Raw genomic sequence first — 18,640 nt, forward strand, 5'->3', positions numbered from 1 at the left:
CGTCATGTCTCCAGACGGCTTTCCTGATAGCTGCTCTTTGCCAGCCATTCGGGAGAGATGTCCGCGCCCCAGCCGGGTGCGTTGGTCACTTCCGCATGGCCCTCGGTGATCGTATAGGGCGAGGCGACGAACAGCCCCTCCTGCCAGGGATAATAGTCCTCGCCCTCGATGGAGAATTCCAGATAGGGGCCGGCATTGGGGATCGCCCGCAGCATATGCATGGTAAACAGCGTGACGAGCGAAAGGTTCGCCGCATGCGGCGTGCAGGGGATGCCGTTCACGGCGGCGATCTCCGCCACTTTCAGCGTGCGCAGCAGCCCGCCGAGATAGCAGATGTCCGGCTGGATGACGTCGACCACATGGCCCTCGATCATCCGCCGCCAGTCGACCAGCGAGCAGTCCTGTTCGCCGCCCGTCACGTCGAGGTCCAGCGCCTCGCGCACCTGACGGGTCTGCTCGTAGTTCCAGTAAGGGCAGGGCTCCTCGTAATGGACGACGCCATTGTCCTGAAGCATGTGGCCGACCTCGATGGCCCGCGCCGGCGAGAAGCCGGAATTGGCATCGACCAGCAGCGTCGCCCCGTCGCCGAGCGCCTTGCGGATCGTCGGCACGATCTCCTCGGTGCGGCCCGGCCATTCGTCGATGTCGCGCCCGCACTCGGCGCCGACGCGGAACTTGAAGGCATCGAAGCCGAAACGGTCGCGCAGCCGCTGGAACCGCTCAGCCTCGTCGGCGGGGGTGATGTCGCGCTTCATCGACGAGGCATAGGTGCGGATGCGGCCCGGCGTGCCGCCGATCAGCGCGCAGACCGGCTTGCCCTCCAGCTTGCCGCGCAGGTCCCACAGCGCGGTGTCGAGACCGCCGATGGCGCGCGAGACATAGGAGCCGGGAAACTTGTGCTCGCGCTCGGGGAGGATGTCGACAAGGCCGGCAATGTCGAGCGCATCCGCTCCCAGCGCATGCGGGGCGACCTGCCGGTGCAGCACCTGCGCGGTGATGTCGGCATTGTAGGGGGCGACCTGGCCCCAGCCGCTGGCGCCGCTGTCCGTCGTCACCCGCACGAAGCAGACGAAACGGTCGGTGAAACTCTCGATCCTGGCAATCTTCATGGAAGTCCTCGGGGAACGGGCGGCCGGCAGGCGGTCTGTTGCGCCTCGCACTTTATTGTCGATTGGCTTGGAGATAAGGTCCATTTTGAGGATTTGGCCGGTCCAATTTTGCGAGCACGCGCTCGCGGATCGGGTCGCGGAAGAGGACGCGGGCATGAAGACACAGGCGGGAGCGCTGCTCTCCTCGATCCGCATTGACCGCTCGGCCGGACGCAAGATCAGCGTCCAGCTCTACATGGCGCTGCGCGACATCATCCTCACCGGCGGGGTCAAGGCGGGGGAGCGGCTGCCGGCAAGCCGCACGCTCGCGGCCGAACTCGACCTGTCGCGCACGACGGTCGGCAATGCCATCGACCGGCTGATCGCCGAGGGCCTGCTGGAGGCGCGGGTCGGGGCGGGCACCTATGTGGCGACCGCGCTGCAGGGCCAGCGCGTCGCCCGGCCGGCGGGCAGCGACGAGCGCGGCGTCGTCGCCCAGCCGCGCCTGTCCCATGCCAGCCGCCATGCCACCCGGCATTTCGCTCCGCGCGGCCGCCTGCCGCATCGCATGCTGCCCTTCGTCACGGCGCTGCCGGCGCTCGACGCCTTCCCGATGGCGCATTGGGCGCGGCTGTCGGCCCGCCACTGGCGCGCCGAGCGGCAGGAGGTGATGGGCTATGGCGACCCGTTCGGCCTGCCGCGGCTGCGCGCGGCGATCGCCACCCATCTCAACGCGCTGCGCGGCATCAAATGCGATCCGGAGCAGATCTTCGTGGTCGGCGGCGCGCAGCAGGCCTTCTCGCTGATCAGCAGCCTGCTGCTCAATCCGGGCGACCGGGTGTGGTTCGAGAATCCCGGCGCCATCGGCGCGCGCAACGCCCTCGTCGCCAACGGCGCGGACCTTGTCCCGGTTGCCATCGACGACCAGGGTCTGGTCGTCGCCGACGGGCTCGACCGCGCCCCGCATTTCCGCCTTGCCTTCGTAACCCCCTCGCACCAGCAGCCGCTCGGCCATGTGATGAGCCTTGCCCGCCGGCTGGAGCTGTTGCAGGCGGCGGAGGACAGCGACGCGCTGATCGTCGAGGACGATTACGACGGCGAGTTCACCTATTCCAATCCGCCGCAGCCGCCGCTCAAGAGCATCGACACCCAGGAGCGGGTGATCTATGTCGGCACCTTCTCCAAGTCGCTGTTTCCCTCGCTGCGCGTCGGCTTCATCCTGTCGCCGAAGGGGCTGGTCGAGACCTTCTCGCAGATGAGCGTCTCCTGGCTCAGCGGCGTGCCGACGGCGCCGCAGGCGATCATCGCCGACTTCATGGAGGAGGGGCTGTTCGCCACGCATATCCGGGCGATGCGGCAGGTCTATGAGGAGCGGCACGCGGCGCTGGTCACAGCCTTCGCGCCGTTTGCCGGCCGGCTCGACGTGCAGCCGACCTCCGGCGGCTTCCACACCATCGGCCTGCTGCCGCCGGGCGCCAGCGAGGAGCGGGCGGTGGCTTTCGCGGGCGCGCGCGGCGTCGTCATGGCGCCGATCAGCCGCTATTGCCTGACGCCGATCGCCGCGCGCGGGGTGGTGCTCGGCTTCGGCAGCGCCACGCCGCTGGAGATCCGCCGCGCCGCCGAGGCGCTGTCGGGATTTCCGGGCGCCGGATGAGGCGGAGGCGGGGCGGTAAATTGGACCTCTCCAAAACTCGATAATGGATATATGACACAGGCCAATACCTCTCTAAGCTTTTTGCCGGTGGCCGAAAAACAGAGGCGGCCTCCGCACCACGCGGTTTCAACGGGAGGTCCTGGACATGCGTTTGAAAGCAACACTGGCGGGGGCGCTGGTCGCCACCCTCGTCTCGGGGGCGGCCAGCGCCGAGACGCTGCGCCTGCTGACCTGGGGGTCCTACGCGCCGGAAGAGGTGATCCGGCTGTTCGAGGAGAAGTATCCGGACATCAAGGTCGAGGTGACCTTCTCCAACAACGAGGAAATGATCGCCAAGCTGCGGGCGACGGGCGGCGCCGGCTTCGATCTCGCCCAGCCGAGCCATGACCGCATCTATGCGGTGCAGATGGAATACGACATCTACAAGCCGCTTGATCTGTCGAAGATCGACACGTCGAACATGGAGCCGAAGCTGCTCGACGGCGTCAAGGCCAACACCACCATCGACGGCAATGTCTATGCGGTGCCGCATCAGTGGGGCACTTCGGGCCTGATGGTCGACAAGACCAAGGCGCCGGACCTGAAGAGCTGGGCCGACCTGTGCGACCCGCAATACAAGGGCCGGACCTCGATGCGGTTGCGCCGCACGATCCTGCTCGGCACTGCCTTCGCCATGGGCGAGGACCCGTTCGCGGCCTATGCGGATCTCGGCAAGTACCAGGAACTGCTCGACAAGGTCGCCGACAAGCTGATCACCTGCAAGGACAACATCAAGGCCTATTGGAAGGGCGGCGACGACCTCTCGGCGATGATGCTGTCGGGCGAGATCGTCGCCTCGGAGACCTGGGACTCGACCGCCTTCAAGCTCTATGGCGAGAACCAGAACATCGTCTTCGTGCCGCCGGAGACCGGCGCGCTCGCCTGGATCGACACGTTCGCGATCCCGCGCAAGGGCGCGGCGGACGAGGCCGCCTACAAGTGGATCAACTTCGTGCTGCAGCCGGAGATCGTGACGCTGATGTCGGCCAGCACCGGCGCGCTCGCCTCGATCAAGGGGGCGCAGGAACTGCTGCCGGAGGACAAGCAGGCGGCGGTGAAGGCGGCGTTCACGCCGGCCGACATCGACAACCTCAAGTTCTTCGCCAACATTCCTCCCGGCGTTGAGGACATGGAAGGCAAGACCCTGGAGAAGATCCAGGCGGCGACGTCCAACTGACGGCCCCCTGCCGGCTGAGCGGAACCGACCGATGAACGGAACCGACCGATGACCGCGATCCGGCGCGCCCGCCGCGCCGGATCCTGCCGGGCCGCGCCGAAACGTCCTTGCCGGGCCGGTCCCGCCGATCCACCCTGCCGATGATCCGTGGTGCCGCCCCCTCGCGGGTGGCCCGCCCGAACTCCCGCGAGCGAGCCCCGCGCAATGACAGCCATCCACGACCGCGCCACCAACGACCTGGCCACCAACGACCTGGCCACCAATGACCTGGAATGTCTCGGCGTCTCCAAGTCCTACGGCTCGGTGCGCGCGGTGCGCGACGTCAGCTTCGAGATCCCCTCGGGCTGCTTCTTCTCGATCCTCGGGCCGTCGGGCTGCGGCAAGACGACGTTGATGCGCATGATCGCCGGCTTCGAGGAACCGTCCTCCGGTGACATCCGCATCAAGGGCAAGTCGGTGCTGAAGACGCCGCCGAACCGGCGCAACGTCAAGATGGTGTTCCAGCACCTGGCGCTGTTCCCGATGATGAATGTCTACGAGAACATCGCCTATGGCCTGCGCTGCCAGCGGGTGGGCAAGGCGGAGATCGACCGCAAGGTCAAGGACGTGCTCCAGCGCATAGCCCTGCCGGACGTGGCGAACCGCGAGATCCACCAGCTTTCCGGCGGCCAGAAGCAGCGCATCGCCATCGCCCGCTGCATGGTGCTCGACCCGGACGTGCTGCTGCTCGACGAGCCGCTCGGCGCGCTCGATCTGAAGCTGCGCGAGGCGATGAAGATCGAGCTGAAGCTGCTGCAGCACCAGTTCAACACCACCTTCATCTACATCACCCACGACCAGTCCGAGGCGCTGGTGATGTCGGACTATGTGGCGATCATGAACAATGGCCGCTTCGACCAGATCGGCACCCCGCAGGCGCTCTACCATGCGCCCGACACCGCCTTCGTCGCCGGCTTCGTCGGCGACAGCAACCGCTGGTCCGCGCGCGTGCTGTCGCGCTCCGGCGACGAGGTCAAGGTGGAGACGGGCGACGGGCTGGTGCTGGTCGGCACGGTGGCGGGCCGCGCGCCGCTCGCCGACCATGGCCGGGTGGAGCTCTTCGTGCGGCCCGAATTCGTCCATGCCGAGCGGCTGGCGCAGGCGGGATCGGCCGCGCCGGAGGACGGCGACAATGTGCTTGAGGGCGCGGTCGACAGCCTGCTGTTCAACGGCGCCAACAGCCGGGTGCTGGTGCGCGGGCCGCGGGACTGCCTGATCGAGGCGGACGTGACCTTGACCGGCGGGGCCGGCGACCTGCGCCCCGGCGAGGCGGTGCGGCTGACCTGGCCGCGCGCCCAGACCCGCTGCTTTGCCGCGGAAGCCGCGGCCGGGGCCTCGGCATGAGCAGCGGCCGCGATATCCGGCGCCTGTCGCTGATCCTGCTGTTCGCGCCCTTCACCCTGTGGATCGTGCTGCTGATCGCGCTGCCGCATCTGGGCATGATCGTCATGTCGCTGCGCGAGAAGGTGGCGCCGCGCGTCTACGAATACGGGCTTGGCAACTACATCGCCTTCGCCCAGGAGCCGATCTACTGGAACACGTTGATGCGCACCGGCTCGATGTCGCTGCTGGTCACCGTGCTGGCGCTGCTGATCGGCTTTCCGGTCGCCTATTACATCGCCAAGATCGCCGGCCACCGCACCCGCGGCGCGCTGTTCCTGATCATCCTCATTCCGCTGTGGGTCAGCGACCTGATCCGCGCCTTCGGCTGGATCCTGCTGCTGCGCGAGACCGGCGTCGTCTCGACGTTGCTGCAATGGAGCGGGCTCGCCGGCGGGCCGGTGGAGTTCCTCTACACCGACGCCACCGTGGTGATGGGCCTCGTCTATACGGTGATCCTGTTCATGATCGTGCCGCTGGTCTCCACCCTCGACGGCATGGACAATGCGATGATCGAGGCCGGCTACAATCTCGGCGGCAGCGGCTTCACCGTGCTGCGGCGGATCATCATCCCTTACGCGATGCCGGGCATCGTCTCGGGCTGCATCGTCACCTTCATGCTGACGGCCGGCAGCTACCTGACGCCGATCCTGCTCGGCGGCAAGAATTCGAGCTGGTTCACCGAGCAGATCTACGACCAGTTCATCACCCGCTACAACTGGGAGTCGGGCGCCGCCTTCGGCTTCCTGCTGCTCGCCTTCACCTCGCTCGTCGTGTGGATCGGGTTGAAGCTCTCCGGCCAGACCCTGGCCAGCACCGTGGCGCGGAGCTGAGACGATGATCGACACCTCCCGCTCCGGCCTGTTCCTGATCGGCTACCGGCTGTATCTTGCGGCCTTCTTCGTCTTCCTCGCCGCGCCGCTGGTCGCCGCCGGCACCTTCGCCTTCAACGATTCCCTGTTTCCCGCGCTTCCCTGGCAGGGCTTCACGCTGGACTGGTTCTTCTCCGACAGCGAGCCGAAGCTCGGCATGTTCCACGACCGCCGGCTGCTGCGCGGGCTGTATTATTCCTTCGTCATCGCCTCGTTCGTGTCGCTGCTGTCGGTCTTCGTCGGCACCTGCAACGCCTTCCTGTTCGTGCGCGGCAACTTCCGGGGCAAGAACGCGCTCTATATCGTCATGGTGCTGCCGCTGGTCATTCCCGGCGTCATCCTCGGCATCTCGATCCTGGTTCTGGCGAGTACGGTCGCAAATTCCATCGAGCGGTCGACCGGCATCGAACTGTCCATCCTGCGGCCGGGCATCGCCCTTGTCGTGCTCGGCCAGTTCTCCTTCATCACCACGATCACCTCGCTGGTGATCATCGCGCGGCTGCGCAAGTTCGACATCGCCATGGAGGAGGCGGCGCTCAATCTCGGCGCCAGCCGGGCGCGGGTGCTGGCCACGGTGACGCTGCCCTTCCTGCGCCCGGCGATGATCGCCGCCGGCATCGTCGCCTTCCTTGTCTCCTTCGAGAATTTCAACACCACCCTGTTCCTCGTCGGCTCCGAAGCGCCGCTGACGGTCACCATGTATGACCGCATGGTGAAGGTCGGCTCGACGCCGGTGCTGAACGCGGTCTCCTTCGTCCTGATGCTCGGGTCCGGGCTGCTGGCGCTGGTCTCCATCGCCGTGCAAAGGGACAAGTCCACCACCTGAAGGCGGGTCCTGCCGTCATGTCCGACGTCGATTTCATCATCGTGGGTGCCGGCTCGGCCGGCTGCGTGCTGGCCGACCGGCTGAGCGCCGGCGGGCGCCACAGCGTCCTGCTGCTGGAGGCCGGCGGCAGCGACCTCAACTTCTGGATCTGGGTGCCGATCGGCTACGGCAAGGCCTTCTACGACCGGCGCATCAACTGGATGTACATGACCGAGCCGGACCCCGGCCTCGGCGGGCGGCCGTCCTACTGGCCGCGCGGCAAGGTGCTCGGCGGCTCCTCCTCGATCAACGCCATGGTCTATATCCGCGGCCAGCACCAGGACTTCGAGGACTGGAAGGCGATGGGCAATCCCGGCTGGGGCTGGGACGACGTGCTGCCCTATTTCCGCAAGGCGGAGACCAACGATGCCGGCGCCGACGACTGGCGCGGCGGCGAGGGGCCGCTGCATGTCGCGACCATGGCGCGTGACCTGCATCCGCTCTGCCAGACCTATCTCGCCGCCGGCGAGCAGGCGGGCCTTGCGCGCAATCCGGATTTCAACGGCGCCGACCAGGAGGGCGTCGGGCTCTACCAGAACACGGCGAAGGGCGGCTTTCGCATGTCGGCGGCCCGCGCCTATCTGCACCCGGCGCGGGGGCGGGCGAACCTGCGCGTCGAGACCCGCGCCCATGCAACGCGCATCCTGTTCGAGGGGCGGCGGGCGGTCGGCGTCGAGTATCGGCGCAAGGGCCGGCTGCATGTGGCGCGGGCCGGGCGCGAGGTGATCCTCGCCGCCGGGGCGGTCAACTCGCCGCATCTGTTGCAGCTCTCCGGCGTCGGGCCGGGCGCGCTGCTGGCGGAACGGGGCGTTGCCGTGCTGCACGACCTTCCCGGTGTCGGCCGCCACCTGCAGGACCATCTCGGCCTCGACTATCTTTACCGCTCGAAGGTGCCGACGCTGAACCAGCAGCTCGGCCCGCTTCACGGCAAGCTGTGGCACGGCTTGCGCTACGTGCTGGCGCGGCGCGGGCCGCTGTCGCTCGGCGTCAACCAGGGCGGCGGCTTCTTCCGCACCCGGCCGGAGCTCGCCCGGCCGAACATGCAGCTCTTCTTCTCGCCGGTCAGCTACACCAAGGCGCCGCCCGGCAAGCGCCCGCTGATGAGCCCGGACCCGTTCCCCGGCTTTTTGCTCGGCATCCAGCCGACGCGCCCGACCAGCCGCGGCCATCTGGAACTCCGCTCGGCCGATCCGTTCGCGCCGCCGGCGATCCACCCCAACTATCTTTCGACCAATCACGACTTGCAGGAAATGCTGGAGGGGGCGCGGTTCCTGCGCGAAATGGCGGCAACGCCCGCCTTCGCCTCGGTGATCGAGGCGGAGATCCGTCCCGGTCCGCAGGTGCAATCGGAGGAGGATCTCATCGCCGATATCCGCGCCCGCTCCGGCACGGTGTTCCATCCGGTGAGCACCTGCCGCATGGGGCCGGACCCGTCGGTCGACGTGGTCGACGCGCGCCTGCGCGTCCACGGCCTTGCCGGGTTGCGGGTGGTGGACGCCTCGATCTTCCCGACGGTCACCTCCGGCAACACCAATGCGCCGGCGATCATGGTCGGCGAAAAAGGAGCGGACATGATCCTGCAGGATCACGCGGCGGCCGGCGCATGAGCGGCCTCTTCACGCCCGACTTCCGCCCTCAGCCCTATTGGTGGGACGCCTCGCCGCTGCCGGCGCCCGATCCGTCGGAGGCGGAATCTTTGCCGGCAAATGTCGATGTCGCGGTGATCGGCGCCGGCTATACCGGGCTGCATGCGGCGGTTGCGACCGCGCGCGCCGGCGCCTCGACCCTGGTGCTCGATGCCGAGGCCGCCGGCTGGGGCTGCAGCACCCGCAATGGCGGGCAGATCTCGACCTCGGTGAAGCCGGACTTCGCGACCCTGACCCGGCGCCATGGCCGCGAGCGGGCCGCCGCGATCCTCAGGGAGGGCCAGGCCTCGCTCGACCATGTCGCCGGTTTCATCGCGCAGGAGGGCATCGACTGCGCCTTTTCGGTCTGCGGCCGGTTTCACGGCGCCCATACCCGGCGGCGCTACGCGGCGATGGTGGAGGCCTGCCGGACACCGCATCCGGTGCTCGACACCGGCGCCTATGCGGTTTCGCCTGAAGACCTGCCGGCCGAACTCGGCACCCGCGCCTATCACGGCGGCATGGTGCTGCCGCGTCATGCCAGCCTCGATCCGGGCCGCTATCACGCCGGGCTTCTCGGCGTTGCCCGGCGGGCGGGCGCGCGCATCGTCTCCCGCTGTCCGGTCGAGCGGCTGGAGCGGGCGAGCGGCGGCTTTCGCCTGATGACGCCGCGCGGCGAGGTGCGGGCGCAGCGCGTGGTGCTGGCGACCAACGGCTATAGCGGGCCGCTCAGCCCTTGGCACCGGCGCCGGGTCATTCCGATCGGCTCCTATGTGATTGCGACGGAAGAGCTGCCGGACGGGCTGATCGACGAGGTGATGCCGACGAACCGCATCCTCTCCGACAGCCGAAAGCTGGTCTATTACTACCGCCCCTCGCCGGATCGCCGCCGCATCCTGTTCGGCGGCCGGGTGTCGCTGTCGGAGACCGATCCGCGCCGCAGCGCGGTGAAGCTGCATGCCGAGCTCGTGCGCCTGTTTCCGCAACTGGCGTCCGTGCGCGTCTCCCATTCCTGGATGGGCTTCGTCGCCTATACGTTCGACGAGCTGATGCATGTGGGCAATGACGGGGGGCTGCATTACGCGATGGGCTATTGCGGCTCGGGCGTCGGCATGGCCGGCTATCTCGGCATGCGCATCGGCCAGCAGGCGGCGGGACTGGCACAAGGCGCGACGGCCTTCGACGGGCTCGCCTTCCAGACCCGGCCGCTCTACTCCGGCGATCCCTGGTTCCTGGCGCCCTCGGTGCTGGTCTACCGGATCCGCGACCGGCTGGGCCTCTAGGGTCCTGACCCTAGCCAGGCGCGGAGGTCCCCGGCGGCATCTCCTCCAGCTCGCGCAGCGGCAGGATGTTGATCAGCACCGTCTCGACAATGAGCAGCGAGGGCACGGCGATGAAGCCGCCGACCGGCCCCCACAGCCAGATCCACAGGGCGATGGCGAGCAGCACCACGAAAGGGTTCAGCGTCATCGTGCGGCCGAGCACGGCGGGCGTGGCGAATTGCGCCTCGATCAGGTTGAGCGTCAGGAAGACCAGCGGCGGGGCGAGGATGCCGGCGGTGGTGTCGGAGGTGGCAAGGCCGACGCCGGTCAGCAGCAGCGCCATCACCGCCGGGCCGATATAGATGACATAGTTGAGCGCCCCGGCCAGCAGGCCCCACAGCATCGGCGAGGGCACGCCGATCGCCCACAGGGCGAGCGAGACGCTGATGCCGAGGCCGATGTTCACCGCCGTGATCGACAAGAGGTAGCGCGACACCCGCGCCTCGACATCGTTGAAGATGCGGCGGGCGCTCTGGCGCAGCGCGGCGGTCGGGCACAGCGACAGCACGGTCTCGCGAAACTGCTGCCGGGTGGCGATGAAGAAATACATGCTGGCGAGGAACAGGATCACCTGGGCCATGAAGGCGGGGGCGAAATAGACGGCGCTCTCCACCGGCGAGGTGCTGTCGACGTCGACCTTCATGCCGGTGCTCTGGCCGAGCGCCGAGCGCAGCTCTTCCTGCATGCCGCCGAAGGAGGCGACCAGCCCCTTCCAGGTGGTGAGCTGCGACTGCAGCCTGGCCCAGATGTCGGGCAGCTTGTCCATCCAGTCGGACAGCGGCACGGCGAAGGCCGTTGCAGTCATGGCGATCAGCGACAGGAACAGGGCGACGACGCCGAGCGCCGAGATCCAGGTGGGGATGCCGAACCGCTCGATCCGGTCGGAGAGCGGGCCGAACATCAGCCCGATCACCACGGCGAGGAAGACCGGCGCCAGGATCATCCGGGCATATTCCAGCGCGGCGATCAGGGCGAGCAGGCCGATCACGACCAGCGCCAGGCGCGCGGCGTTGGCAAGCAGCGTTTCCAGGTCCGGTGCCGACAAAGCCCTCGTATCCCCGCTCTCAGGTGTCAGGTTTCGCTCGCCGGCGGCGGGCCGCTCGGCAGTTAACGCGGCGGCGCGCGAAACGTTCCCTTCCAGGGACGAGGGGAGGGAGAAGACGGGAGGGATGCGGGCGGCAGATCGGACCTTCACCCGGAACCTTTTTCCGAAACGCGGGTTCACCTGAAGCGAGGCCGCCTCGCATTCTCGATCAAGCACAGGAGAGTTTGATGAACTGGAACCAGATCGAAGGCAACTGGGAGCAATTCAAGGGCAAGGTGCAGGCGCGCTGGGGACACCTCACCGGCGACGACCTCGACGTCATCGCCGGCAACCAGAAGCAGCTCGTCGGCAAGATCCAGGAGCGCTACGGGGTGGCCGAGGAACACGCCCGGCGCGAAGTCGACGATTGGCTGGAGCGGCCGTAACACCCCCGGCAAGACCCCGGCCTCGCGGCCAGGCGCCCACACGGAAAACCCCGCGCCGCAGGCAGGCGGCGCGGGGGCGGGAGGAGGGCCACAGGCCCGGACAGAAGGGACCGGAGCGGTCAGGCGGCAGCCTCGACCGTCTGATCGAAGAACAGCGCCTGGCTGATCAGGGCGCGGACCATGTCGGGGTTGAACGGCTTGGTGATCAGGAAGGCCGGCTCGGGCCGCTCGCCGGTCAGCAGCCGCTCGGGGAAGGCGGTGATGAAGATCGCCGGCATCGGCTCGCTCTTGAGGATGTCGTTGACCGCATCGATGCCGGAGCTGCCGTCGGCGAGCTGGATATCGGCGAGGATCATCCGCGGCCTTGTCCGCGCGAACAGCTCGACCGCCTCCTTGTGGGTGCGGGCGACGCCGCTGACCCGGTGGCCGAGTTCCGTGACGATATGCTCGATATCCATGGCGATCAGCGGTTCGTCCTCGATGATCAGGATGTCGGTGGCGATCTGGCGGGAGATGTTGCGCGCCGCCTCCGCCAGCAGCAGGTCGACATCCTCGACGGCGACGTCGAGGATCTGCGCCGTCTCCTCGGGCGTGAAGCCCTCGACGGAGGTGAGCAGGAAGGCCTGGCGCTCCGACGAGGGGAGCGCGGCAAGGTTGGCGCTGGCGCGCCGTTCCCAGGCGAAGGGCGAGTCGCTCGGCGGCAGGTCCATCCGGACGGAGCCGAAGACCGCGGCGAAGACCTTGTACAGGGACACGCGATCGCTGCTGGTCTGCGGGAAGGAGGAGACATCCGCGATCAGCGTCTCCAGAGTGGCGGCGACATAGGCATCGCCCGATTGCTGCGATCCCGTCACCGCTCTTGCGTATCGACGCAAGTAGGGGAGATGGGACGCAATGCGGGTGGAAAGTGGCATGTGGAACTCCCTGTCTGCCCGTCCGGACATTCAACAGCAAGGCTAACGCAATCGGCCGCAGAAAGTTCCCTCCCGCGTGCCTTTTTTTGCCGTCGCCGCTTGGCCTATACTGGCGACGGGGCTTTGAACCGGATGGGCGCGATGACGGAAGCGAAGAAGACGGGCGCGGGGCGCATCCCGGCGGGCATGCCGGGACAGGCGGCGGCGAGCCACGACCCGATCATGCAGCGGCTACGGGACTTCTACGATTCCGTCCAGGACGAGGGCACGCCCGACCGCTTTCTCGATCTGCTCGACCGGCTCGACGAGGCGGAGAGGAAGGCCTCGGAGAGCCCGGAGCGATGAAGCCCGGCGCCGCAAAGCCCGAAGCAAAGCCGGGGGCGCCGGCGTCTCCTGCCGCGCCCGATGCCGCTTCCGGTTCCGACTTCCGGCGCGAGATGCTGGCGCAACTGCCGGGCCTGCGCGCCTTCGCCGTGTCGCTGTGCGGGCGGAGCGATGTTGCCGACGATCTCGTCCAGGACGCGGTGCTGGGGGCCTGGGCCGGCCGGCACGGCTTCGCGCCGGGCTCCAACATGCGCGCCTGGCTGTTCCGCATCCTGCGCAACGGCTTCTACAGCCGGCTGCGCAAGGCCTCGCGCGAGGTCGCGGACAGCGGCGAGCGGCTGGCCGCGCAGCTCGCGGTGGCGCCGCCGCAGCACGCCTCGCTCGCCATGCATGAGATGCGCCGCGCGCTCGACGCGCTGCCGGGCGACCAGCGCGAGGCGATCATTCTCGTCGGCGCCTCCGGCTTCTCCTACGAGGAGGCGGCGGAGATCTGCGGCTGCGCCACCGGAACGCTGAAGAGCCGCGTCCACCGCGCCAGGGCGCGGCTGCGCGAGGTGATGGCACTGACCGAGGACGAGGGAGCGGAGACGTTCGGCTCCGCCCTTTAGCCGCCCACCCTTTGGCCGCCGTCAGTCGGCGCCCGTCAGCCGCGGCCGGGCCCCGTTCCCCCGCGCCTTGCGGCGAGCAGCAGCGCCAGACCGCCGAGCGCCGCCAGCGCCAATCCCTTGCGGGAGCCGAGGATGGGCAGGGCGGCGGCGAGGGCCGCCGTCGTCGCCAGCGTCCGATGGCTGTCGTCCTGTCTCAGCCGCCGCCGCTCCCGCGCATTGACGAGGGCGAGCCAGCCGAACGCGAGCGCCGCCAGCAGCAGTTGCGACAGGCCGACCGCAAGCGCCGCCGCCGCCGGAGCAACCACAGTGGCAAGCGCCAGGCCGGCGGCGATCAGCCCCGCCGCATAGGCGGCAAGGGCGAAGAGGCCGGCCAGCGCCCACACCAGTGCCGAGCGGCGAAGCCGGCGCAGGGCCGCACCGAGGTCGCGCGTCAGCAGCGAGGCGAGGAGCGGGGCAAGGCGCAGCATTGCGCTCAGCGCCGCGACAGCAGGGCGACCAGAAAGCCGATGCCGGCGGCAATCCCCAGCGATTGCAGCGGCTTGCGGCGGACATGCGTGGCCAGCGAGTGCTCCAGCCGGTTCAACTCCTCGGTCAGGCTGTCGAGCGTCTGCTGCGAGGCATCGGCCAGATCCTTGCCGGCCTTGCTGGCGCGCTCGCTGTATTCGCTGGTCTTCTCGGAGCCGTAGCGGGAGATCGACTGGGCGAGGGCGGAAATGTCGCCGCGCAGGCGCTCGATATTGTCCTGGATGTTGGCGGCCTCGTCCTGTGCCCGGGCGCCCCTGGCGGCGGCAGCGGCGGCGTTGCCGTTTTCGGTGGTGGCGGTGGTCGGCATCGTGCCTCTCCTTTGCTGAAACCTGAAACCTGAAACCTGAAACCCGATGCCTGGAACCGGCCTCGGGGAGCGTCCGGTGGCGGCGGGCGCTGCGACAGGAAAGGAGGCGCCGGCGGCGCCGGCACCTCCCTTTGGGTTCGTCCTCGGTCGAACCGTGGCCGACGCCTTACTGGGCCGGGGCGACGTCGCGGACACCGTCCGTGGCGTCCGCCGAATACTCCGGCAGGGCCTCCAGGGTCTCCTGGGTGTAGTTGGTGTAGATGCGCGGATCACCGTTCTCGTCCCGGCGGATGTCGACCGAGGAGACCTCGACGGCGACCGGCTTGGCGCCGATGCCGAGGAAGCCGCCGACATCGATCACGATGGCGTCGACCTCACCGGTGCTGGACACCACCACGTCGGAGACGCTGCCGAGATCCTCGTCCTGGTTGCTGTAGACGGTGCTGCCGATCAGCTCGTCGGCGCTGGTGGCGCCGAACTCGGACAGGATGTTGCGGTCGCCCATGGGGGTGGTGGGGGCGGCCGTGGCGTCAGACCCGGTCGCCGGCATGTCCATGCCCGGGCTTGCCGGAGCCGGCGTCATGCCGGTGTCCTCGTTGAGCGGCTGGTCCTGCGCCATGGCACCGGTGGTCATGGTGCCGGCAACCAGGGCAGCGGCGAGGGCGGTGGTGGTCAGAAGCTTGCGGATCATGTCGTTGATCTCCTGATGCTCGGATTGTCCCGCGATCGTCGCCCGCCTGCCGCTTCGATCAGGGCCGCGGGTTCGGATCAGTCACGCCAGATCAACCCCGGCGCGGGGAAAAGGTTCCGGACCTTTCCCGAAAAACGATCCGGCCCAGTCGATCCGGCCCAGTCGATCCGGCCCCGATGCGCCGGCCCCATGAAACCGACCCAGGAAACCGCCCCATGAGACGGCACGCGCGCGCCGCGCGCGTAAGGCGCGCGTAAGCTAAGGCCGCGCGCAAGGCGTGGGTGAGCAAGGAGGAAACATGCGCACGAGAGAGGGCGGGCGATCGTTGAAAAAAGGCAGATCTTAAAAAAACACGGGTGCGGCCGAACAAAAATGCTGCTGGTGCGTTCGTATCCCGACACTGAACGATGTATCGCCTGCGGTCATCCTTGTCGTTCCCGGTGAATGACGAAGACCTGCCATCGCCTGCGGTACGATTACCCGGCTTCCGGCGCTTTTCGACGTCCGATCCGGCTGTGACTGAAGGAGATGAAACATGTTTGGATGGGCTCTGACCTTTCTGGTTGTCGCGTTGATCGCGGCGGTGTTCGGGTTCGGCGGCATCGCCGGCACAGCCATGGGCATCGCCCAACTGATCTTCGTGGTCGCGTTGATCCTCTTCGTGATCTCTCTGGTCTATGGCCTGATCAGCGGCCGCCGGCCGCCGCCGGTCTGATCGGCACCGGTCCGGCCGGCACCGGATTGCATGCGGGCGGCATGCCTTCTCCTCCCTCGCCTGACCGCCTGCTGCGCCGCGGGGCACGTTCCCCGCGGCGCCTTTTTGTTCGGGTCGATTGCCTCTGGCGCCAGGTGCCAAGCCCGCTGCGCCAAGCCCGCTGCGCCGAACCCGTCGCCGGCAGGCCCGTCTTCAGGACGTCGAGTTTTCAGGACGTCGAGTTTTCGGAGGAGGCTTGTTGTCAGGGAGGTGCGGCTGCGGCCGCCTCCGGCGGCAGGACGGCCGCCCCCGTTCCCGAGCGCAGCGGGATCTCCAGCCGGGCGGTGGCGCCGTCGATCTCGCAGGTGGCGCCGAGCTGGTGGAGATAGGCGCGGACCAGTCGCACGCGCAGCGGGGGGGGCGAGCCGGTGCCGTTGTCGTCGAGCGTGTCGTGGATCTGGCTGGCGCCGGAAATCGTCACGGCCATCCTGTCGGGGGCGCTGAGTTCGACGGCGATCGTTTCGCCGGGCAGCAGCGAATCGAAGCGGGGCGGCAGCAGTTCGGCCAGGATGAAGGCCAGCGGAATCGCCCGGTCGAGGTCGATCAGCGCGCCGTCCGTGCCCGGTCCGGCGCGGATGCGGACCCGCCCCTGCGGCAGCATTGCCGGGCCTCGCAGCGCTTCCACCACCTCGCGGACCAGGGCTTCCATTTCCACGTCGGTTCCCTCGCTCGAGGCATAGGAGACCCGGTAGGCGGCGGAGATGGCGAGGATCCGCTCGAGCGTCACCCGCAGCGCCGCCTTCTCGCGCGGGCCGGTGGCGTCGCGCTGCTGCATGCTGACCAGGCTGATGATCATCTGCAGGGTGTTCTTGATGCGGTGGTGCAGTTCCAGGCTCAGCCGCCGCTGTTCGGCCAGCGCCGCCTCGGTGTCGTGGGTGCGCCGGTCGATCCGGTCGGCCATCATGTCGAAGGTGACGCCCAAAAGGTCGATCTCCGGCGGCGCGGCGGAGAGCATGCCGACGCGGGCATGGGTGTCGCCGGTGCCGTATCGGCGGAACGTCGCGTAGATATGGCTGAGATAGCGCAGCAGGAAGCGCTGGATGCCGTAGCGCAGCACGATGAAGACCACCGCCAGCAGCACCAGCGGCGGCAGCAGGGCGCGCAGCACGGTGAGCCACAGCGCCAGCCGCTGCTCCGGCGACCGGCTGGCGGTGACGACGCGGTAGGTGGTGCCGGGCAGGGGGGTCGAGCCGATATACCAGCCCCGATCGGTTTCGACGAAGGTCTCGCCGCCTGCCGGCGTCTCGCCGGCGGCCTGCAGGAAATCCGCCGCGTCCTGTTCCTGATAGGTATGGGAGGCGAGCACGGCGCCGGCGCCGTCGATCAGGGCGAAACCGATATTGGTGGAGTCCGTGGCGCTGATCGGGGCCGTGAGCAGGGTCTGCGGCCGCAGGCCGATATCGATGCGGGTGCGGCTCGCCTCGTTCCTGCGCGAGATGGTGATCACCCTCGCCTCGGGGTTCCGCTCGGCGGCGGCCGGACCCGCGAGGCGGTCGATGATCCTGCCGTCTTCGCTGAGGCCGACGACGCATACGGGCACGCCCTCGCGGAAGATGGCGAGTTCCGTCGCCTCGATCAGATCCTCGCGCATGGCGGCGAACACCTGTTGGCAGCCGCGCGGGATCGCCGGATCCATTGATGTCAGCGCGCCGGCATAGCCTTCCGCGCGGGCTATGACCTTGGCGCTGGACTGGCCGATCAGGCGGGCATAGTCGAGGAAAAGCCTGTGCTCTTCGGCCGAGCGTCGTTGCAGGTCGGAATAGGACAACAGGAAGGCGAGGGCGGCGAGCGGAATCAGGGCTGCCGCGATATGGGCGAACAGGCGGCGGTCGAGCCGGGTGCTGTTGGGGGGCAGTTTACTCCATGGCACTGATCTTCACCGCCGAACCCGGAGAGATGGAAAGGACAGCCTCGACAACGCGATCCGATCCGAAGTCGCTGGCGGAGTCCGCGCCCAGAAGGATGGCGAGCCGGCTTCTCGCCCGGTTGACCCGGCTTTTTACCGTGCCGATGGCGCAGCCGCAAATCTCCGCCGCCTCCTCGTAGGAGAAGCCGGAGGCGCCGATCAGGATCAGTGCTTCGCGCTGGTCGTCGGGCAGTTGGTCGAGGGCGCGGCAGAAGTCGTCCAGATCGAGATAGCCGGTCTGGTTCGGCTGGGAGGCCAGCATCGCGGAGTAGCGGCCGTCGACGTCCTGGACCTCCCGTTTCTGCTTGCGGTGGGTGGAATAGAGCGTGTTGCGCAGGATGGTGAACAGCCAGGCCTTCATGTTGGTGCCCGGCTCGAAGCGGCCGAGATTGGCCCAGGCCTTCACCAGGGCTTCCTGGACCAGATCGTCGGCGCGGTCGCCCATGCCCACCAGCGACGCCGCGAAGGCGCGCAGGCTGGGGATGCAGGCCACCATCTCGTCGCGAAGCTCGGCTTTCGTCTCGCTCATTCCCCGCGCTCCCCTTCGGCCGCGGACGGGTCTTCGTCCGCAAGTCGCTGCAGCAGGTCCTGGAACCGGTCGGGCAGGGGCTGGGTGAGGATCTGGTTGTAATAGGTCTGCAACTGGTTGGTGATGCGCGTGTGCACGTCGCCATCGCTGGGGCGCGGTGGCTCTTTTGGCAGGGCCTTCTCGCTGAAGTTGAGCATGCGGGGATATTCCTTCTTCGGCTTCGGGCAGGTAAACGCACGAGCGAGATCTTGGTTCCATTCACCCTCGGAAAATTCCGCAAGGGTAGAATCCAGACAGGAACCGGACGCAGGCCTCACGCCGCCCTTGGCCGCGAGGGGCCCGCCAGCAGCCACAGCAGGAAGCCGAGCACCGGAAGCAGCAGGATGAGGACGACCCAGATCACCTTGGCGCCCGTCGAAGCGCCCGAACCGACGATCTTGACGATCGCGTAGACATCCAGAACCAGAATGACGAGGCCGAGCAGGCCTCCCACCTCGATACCCATCTGCGGGCTCCTTTCCGCGCCAAAACCGCGACGCGCCGGCCGGGTG

At 68.2% G+C, this 18,640-nt stretch carries 21 protein-coding genes; 11 read left to right on the plus strand and 10 right to left on the minus strand.

Annotation, left to right across the window (positions count from 1 at the left end; all coding sequences use genetic code 11):
- Positions 1-2: 2 nt before the first annotated feature.
- A complete protein-coding gene (locus TSB10GB4_RS17160) occupies positions 3-1,109 on the minus strand; it encodes a mandelate racemase/muconate lactonizing enzyme family protein (protein ID WP_186396726.1) in 1,107 nt (368 codons plus the stop codon).
- Positions 1,110-1,263: 154 nt separating this feature from the next.
- On the opposite strand from TSB10GB4_RS17160, the gene TSB10GB4_RS17165 reads away from it, so the two are divergent.
- The 7 genes from TSB10GB4_RS17165 to TSB10GB4_RS17195 all read left to right on the plus strand — a co-directional run bounded on the left by TSB10GB4_RS17165 (position 1,264) and on the right by TSB10GB4_RS17195 (position 10,022).
- The gene (locus TSB10GB4_RS17165) at positions 1,264-2,742 is read left to right on the plus strand and encodes a PLP-dependent aminotransferase family protein (RefSeq protein ID WP_186396727.1); all 1,479 of its coding nucleotides are present in this window, start codon (positions 1,264-1,266) and stop codon (positions 2,740-2,742) included.
- Between the two features lie 145 nt (positions 2,743-2,887).
- The gene (locus tag TSB10GB4_RS17170) at positions 2,888-3,958 is read left to right on the plus strand and encodes an extracellular solute-binding protein (protein WP_186396728.1); all 1,071 of its coding nucleotides are present in this window, start codon (positions 2,888-2,890) and stop codon (positions 3,956-3,958) included.
- Between the two features lie 204 nt (positions 3,959-4,162).
- The gene (locus TSB10GB4_RS17175; protein ID WP_186396729.1) at positions 4,163-5,341 is read left to right on the plus strand and encodes an ABC transporter ATP-binding protein; all 1,179 of its coding nucleotides are present in this window, start codon (positions 4,163-4,165) and stop codon (positions 5,339-5,341) included.
- Positions 5,338-6,210 (plus strand): ABC transporter permease, encoded by an 873-nt coding sequence (locus TSB10GB4_RS17180; protein WP_186396730.1) that lies wholly within the window; start codon positions 5,338-5,340, stop codon positions 6,208-6,210. Before TSB10GB4_RS17175 ends, TSB10GB4_RS17180 begins: the two co-directional genes overlap by 4 nt.
- Before the next feature lie 4 nt (positions 6,211-6,214).
- Complete coding sequence (locus TSB10GB4_RS17185; RefSeq protein WP_186396731.1) at positions 6,215-7,075, plus strand: ABC transporter permease; 861 nt, start codon at positions 6,215-6,217, stop codon at positions 7,073-7,075.
- Between the two features lie 17 nt (positions 7,076-7,092).
- Complete coding sequence (locus tag TSB10GB4_RS17190; RefSeq protein ID WP_186396732.1) at positions 7,093-8,721, plus strand: GMC family oxidoreductase; 1,629 nt, start codon at positions 7,093-7,095, stop codon at positions 8,719-8,721.
- Positions 8,718-10,022: an FAD-binding oxidoreductase gene (locus tag TSB10GB4_RS17195; RefSeq protein WP_186396733.1), complete on the plus strand. Its 1,305-nt coding sequence runs from the start codon at positions 8,718-8,720 to the stop codon at positions 10,020-10,022. The genes TSB10GB4_RS17190 and TSB10GB4_RS17195 overlap by 4 nt, the downstream gene beginning before the upstream one ends.
- Positions 10,023-10,032: 10 nt before the next feature.
- Here the strand turns inward: TSB10GB4_RS17195 and TSB10GB4_RS17200 are convergent, their stop codons facing one another.
- Entirely contained in the window at positions 10,033-11,106 is a 1,074-nt protein-coding gene (locus TSB10GB4_RS17200) for an AI-2E family transporter (protein ID WP_208984851.1), read from the minus strand.
- Positions 11,107-11,333: 227 nt separating this feature from the next.
- On the opposite strand from TSB10GB4_RS17200, the gene TSB10GB4_RS17205 reads away from it, so the two are divergent.
- Positions 11,334-11,531, plus strand: a complete 198-nt coding sequence (locus TSB10GB4_RS17205; protein WP_186396734.1) for a CsbD family protein — start codon at positions 11,334-11,336, stop codon at positions 11,529-11,531.
- Between the two features lie 119 nt (positions 11,532-11,650).
- Here the strand turns inward: TSB10GB4_RS17205 and TSB10GB4_RS17210 are convergent, their stop codons facing one another.
- Positions 11,651-12,445 (minus strand): response regulator, encoded by a 795-nt coding sequence (locus TSB10GB4_RS17210; protein WP_186388158.1) that lies wholly within the window; start codon positions 12,443-12,445, stop codon positions 11,651-11,653.
- A 141-nt stretch (positions 12,446-12,586) separates the two neighbouring features.
- On the opposite strand from TSB10GB4_RS17210, the gene TSB10GB4_RS17215 reads away from it, so the two are divergent.
- Both TSB10GB4_RS17215 and TSB10GB4_RS17220 read left to right on the plus strand, forming a co-directional pair.
- Positions 12,587-12,790, plus strand: a complete 204-nt coding sequence (locus tag TSB10GB4_RS17215; RefSeq protein WP_186396735.1) for a NepR family anti-sigma factor — start codon at positions 12,587-12,589, stop codon at positions 12,788-12,790.
- Positions 12,787-13,377, plus strand: coding sequence for a sigma-70 family RNA polymerase sigma factor (locus TSB10GB4_RS17220; protein ID WP_186396736.1), 591 nt, complete (start codon positions 12,787-12,789; stop codon positions 13,375-13,377). The genes TSB10GB4_RS17215 and TSB10GB4_RS17220 overlap by 4 nt, the downstream gene beginning before the upstream one ends.
- 35 nt (positions 13,378-13,412) lie before the next feature.
- Here the strand turns inward: TSB10GB4_RS17220 and TSB10GB4_RS17225 are convergent, their stop codons facing one another.
- The 3 genes from TSB10GB4_RS17225 to TSB10GB4_RS17235 all read right to left on the minus strand — a co-directional run bounded on the left by TSB10GB4_RS17225 (position 13,413) and on the right by TSB10GB4_RS17235 (position 14,900).
- The gene (locus TSB10GB4_RS17225; protein WP_186396737.1) at positions 13,413-13,844 is read right to left on the minus strand and encodes a hypothetical protein; all 432 of its coding nucleotides are present in this window, start codon (positions 13,842-13,844) and stop codon (positions 13,413-13,415) included.
- A 5-nt stretch (positions 13,845-13,849) separates the two neighbouring features.
- Positions 13,850-14,209, minus strand: coding sequence for a YqjD family protein (locus TSB10GB4_RS17230; RefSeq protein WP_186396738.1), 360 nt, complete (start codon positions 14,207-14,209; stop codon positions 13,850-13,852).
- A gap of 166 nt (positions 14,210-14,375) precedes the next feature.
- Positions 14,376-14,900 (minus strand): PRC-barrel domain-containing protein, encoded by a 525-nt coding sequence (locus TSB10GB4_RS17235; protein ID WP_186396739.1) that lies wholly within the window; start codon positions 14,898-14,900, stop codon positions 14,376-14,378.
- Positions 14,901-15,435: 535 nt separating this feature from the next.
- Here TSB10GB4_RS17235 and TSB10GB4_RS17240 point away from each other — a divergent pair.
- Positions 15,436-15,615, plus strand: a complete 180-nt coding sequence (locus TSB10GB4_RS17240; RefSeq protein WP_186388153.1) for a DUF1328 domain-containing protein — start codon at positions 15,436-15,438, stop codon at positions 15,613-15,615.
- A 241-nt stretch (positions 15,616-15,856) separates the two neighbouring features.
- Here the strand turns inward: TSB10GB4_RS17240 and TSB10GB4_RS17245 are convergent, their stop codons facing one another.
- The 4 genes from TSB10GB4_RS17245 to TSB10GB4_RS17260 form a co-directional block, all read right to left on the minus strand.
- The gene (locus TSB10GB4_RS17245) at positions 15,857-17,524 is read right to left on the minus strand and encodes a sensor histidine kinase (protein ID WP_186396740.1); all 1,668 of its coding nucleotides are present in this window, start codon (positions 17,522-17,524) and stop codon (positions 15,857-15,859) included.
- On the minus strand, positions 17,511-18,089 hold the full coding sequence (locus TSB10GB4_RS17250; protein ID WP_186396741.1) for a sigma-70 family RNA polymerase sigma factor: 579 nt from the start codon (positions 18,087-18,089) through the stop codon (positions 17,511-17,513). Before TSB10GB4_RS17250 ends, TSB10GB4_RS17245 begins: the two co-directional genes overlap by 14 nt.
- Complete coding sequence (locus tag TSB10GB4_RS17255) at positions 18,086-18,286, minus strand: NepR family anti-sigma factor (RefSeq protein ID WP_186396742.1); 201 nt, start codon at positions 18,284-18,286, stop codon at positions 18,086-18,088. Before TSB10GB4_RS17255 ends, TSB10GB4_RS17250 begins: the two co-directional genes overlap by 4 nt.
- A 116-nt stretch (positions 18,287-18,402) precedes the next feature.
- Entirely contained in the window at positions 18,403-18,594 is a 192-nt protein-coding gene (locus tag TSB10GB4_RS17260; protein WP_186388149.1) for a PLDc N-terminal domain-containing protein, read from the minus strand.
- Positions 18,595-18,640 lie beyond the last annotated feature (46 nt).

The sequence above is a fragment of the Stappia sp. TSB10GB4 genome (assembly GCF_900185745.1).
GTDB lineage: Bacteria > Pseudomonadota > Alphaproteobacteria > Rhizobiales > Stappiaceae > Stappia.

What these genes read in the sequence shown, in the direction of transcription:
- TSB10GB4_RS17250 (WP_186396741.1), bottom strand. Translation starts at nt 18,089, where the DNA reads ATGAGCGAGACGAAAGCCGAGCTTCGCGACGAGATGGTGGCCTGCATC.
- TSB10GB4_RS17230 (WP_186396738.1), bottom strand. Translation starts at nt 14,209, where the DNA reads ATGCCGACCACCGCCACCACCGAAAACGGCAACGCCGCCGCTGCCGCC.
- TSB10GB4_RS17240 (WP_186388153.1), top strand. Translation starts at nt 15,436, where the DNA reads ATGTTTGGATGGGCTCTGACCTTTCTGGTTGTCGCGTTGATCGCGGCG.
- TSB10GB4_RS17205 (WP_186396734.1), top strand. Translation starts at nt 11,334, where the DNA reads ATGAACTGGAACCAGATCGAAGGCAACTGGGAGCAATTCAAGGGCAAG.
- TSB10GB4_RS17225 (WP_186396737.1), bottom strand. Translation starts at nt 13,844, where the DNA reads ATGCTGCGCCTTGCCCCGCTCCTCGCCTCGCTGCTGACGCGCGACCTC.
- TSB10GB4_RS17170 (WP_186396728.1), top strand. Translation starts at nt 2,888, where the DNA reads ATGCGTTTGAAAGCAACACTGGCGGGGGCGCTGGTCGCCACCCTCGTC.
- TSB10GB4_RS17160 (WP_186396726.1), bottom strand. Translation starts at nt 1,109, where the DNA reads ATGAAGATTGCCAGGATCGAGAGTTTCACCGACCGTTTCGTCTGCTTC.
- TSB10GB4_RS17175 (WP_186396729.1), top strand. Translation starts at nt 4,163, where the DNA reads ATGACAGCCATCCACGACCGCGCCACCAACGACCTGGCCACCAACGAC.
- TSB10GB4_RS17195 (WP_186396733.1), top strand. Translation starts at nt 8,718, where the DNA reads ATGAGCGGCCTCTTCACGCCCGACTTCCGCCCTCAGCCCTATTGGTGG.
- TSB10GB4_RS17215 (WP_186396735.1), top strand. Translation starts at nt 12,587, where the DNA reads ATGACGGAAGCGAAGAAGACGGGCGCGGGGCGCATCCCGGCGGGCATG.
- TSB10GB4_RS17210 (WP_186388158.1), bottom strand. Translation starts at nt 12,445, where the DNA reads ATGCCACTTTCCACCCGCATTGCGTCCCATCTCCCCTACTTGCGTCGA.
- TSB10GB4_RS17220 (WP_186396736.1), top strand. Translation starts at nt 12,787, where the DNA reads ATGAAGCCCGGCGCCGCAAAGCCCGAAGCAAAGCCGGGGGCGCCGGCG.
- TSB10GB4_RS17255 (WP_186396742.1), bottom strand. Translation starts at nt 18,286, where the DNA reads ATGCTCAACTTCAGCGAGAAGGCCCTGCCAAAAGAGCCACCGCGCCCC.
- TSB10GB4_RS17235 (WP_186396739.1), bottom strand. Translation starts at nt 14,900, where the DNA reads ATGATCCGCAAGCTTCTGACCACCACCGCCCTCGCCGCTGCCCTGGTT.
- TSB10GB4_RS17190 (WP_186396732.1), top strand. Translation starts at nt 7,093, where the DNA reads ATGTCCGACGTCGATTTCATCATCGTGGGTGCCGGCTCGGCCGGCTGC.
- TSB10GB4_RS17165 (WP_186396727.1), top strand. Translation starts at nt 1,264, where the DNA reads ATGAAGACACAGGCGGGAGCGCTGCTCTCCTCGATCCGCATTGACCGC.
- TSB10GB4_RS17185 (WP_186396731.1), top strand. Translation starts at nt 6,215, where the DNA reads ATGATCGACACCTCCCGCTCCGGCCTGTTCCTGATCGGCTACCGGCTG.
- TSB10GB4_RS17180 (WP_186396730.1), top strand. Translation starts at nt 5,338, where the DNA reads ATGAGCAGCGGCCGCGATATCCGGCGCCTGTCGCTGATCCTGCTGTTC.
- TSB10GB4_RS17260 (WP_186388149.1), bottom strand. Translation starts at nt 18,594, where the DNA reads ATGGGTATCGAGGTGGGAGGCCTGCTCGGCCTCGTCATTCTGGTTCTG.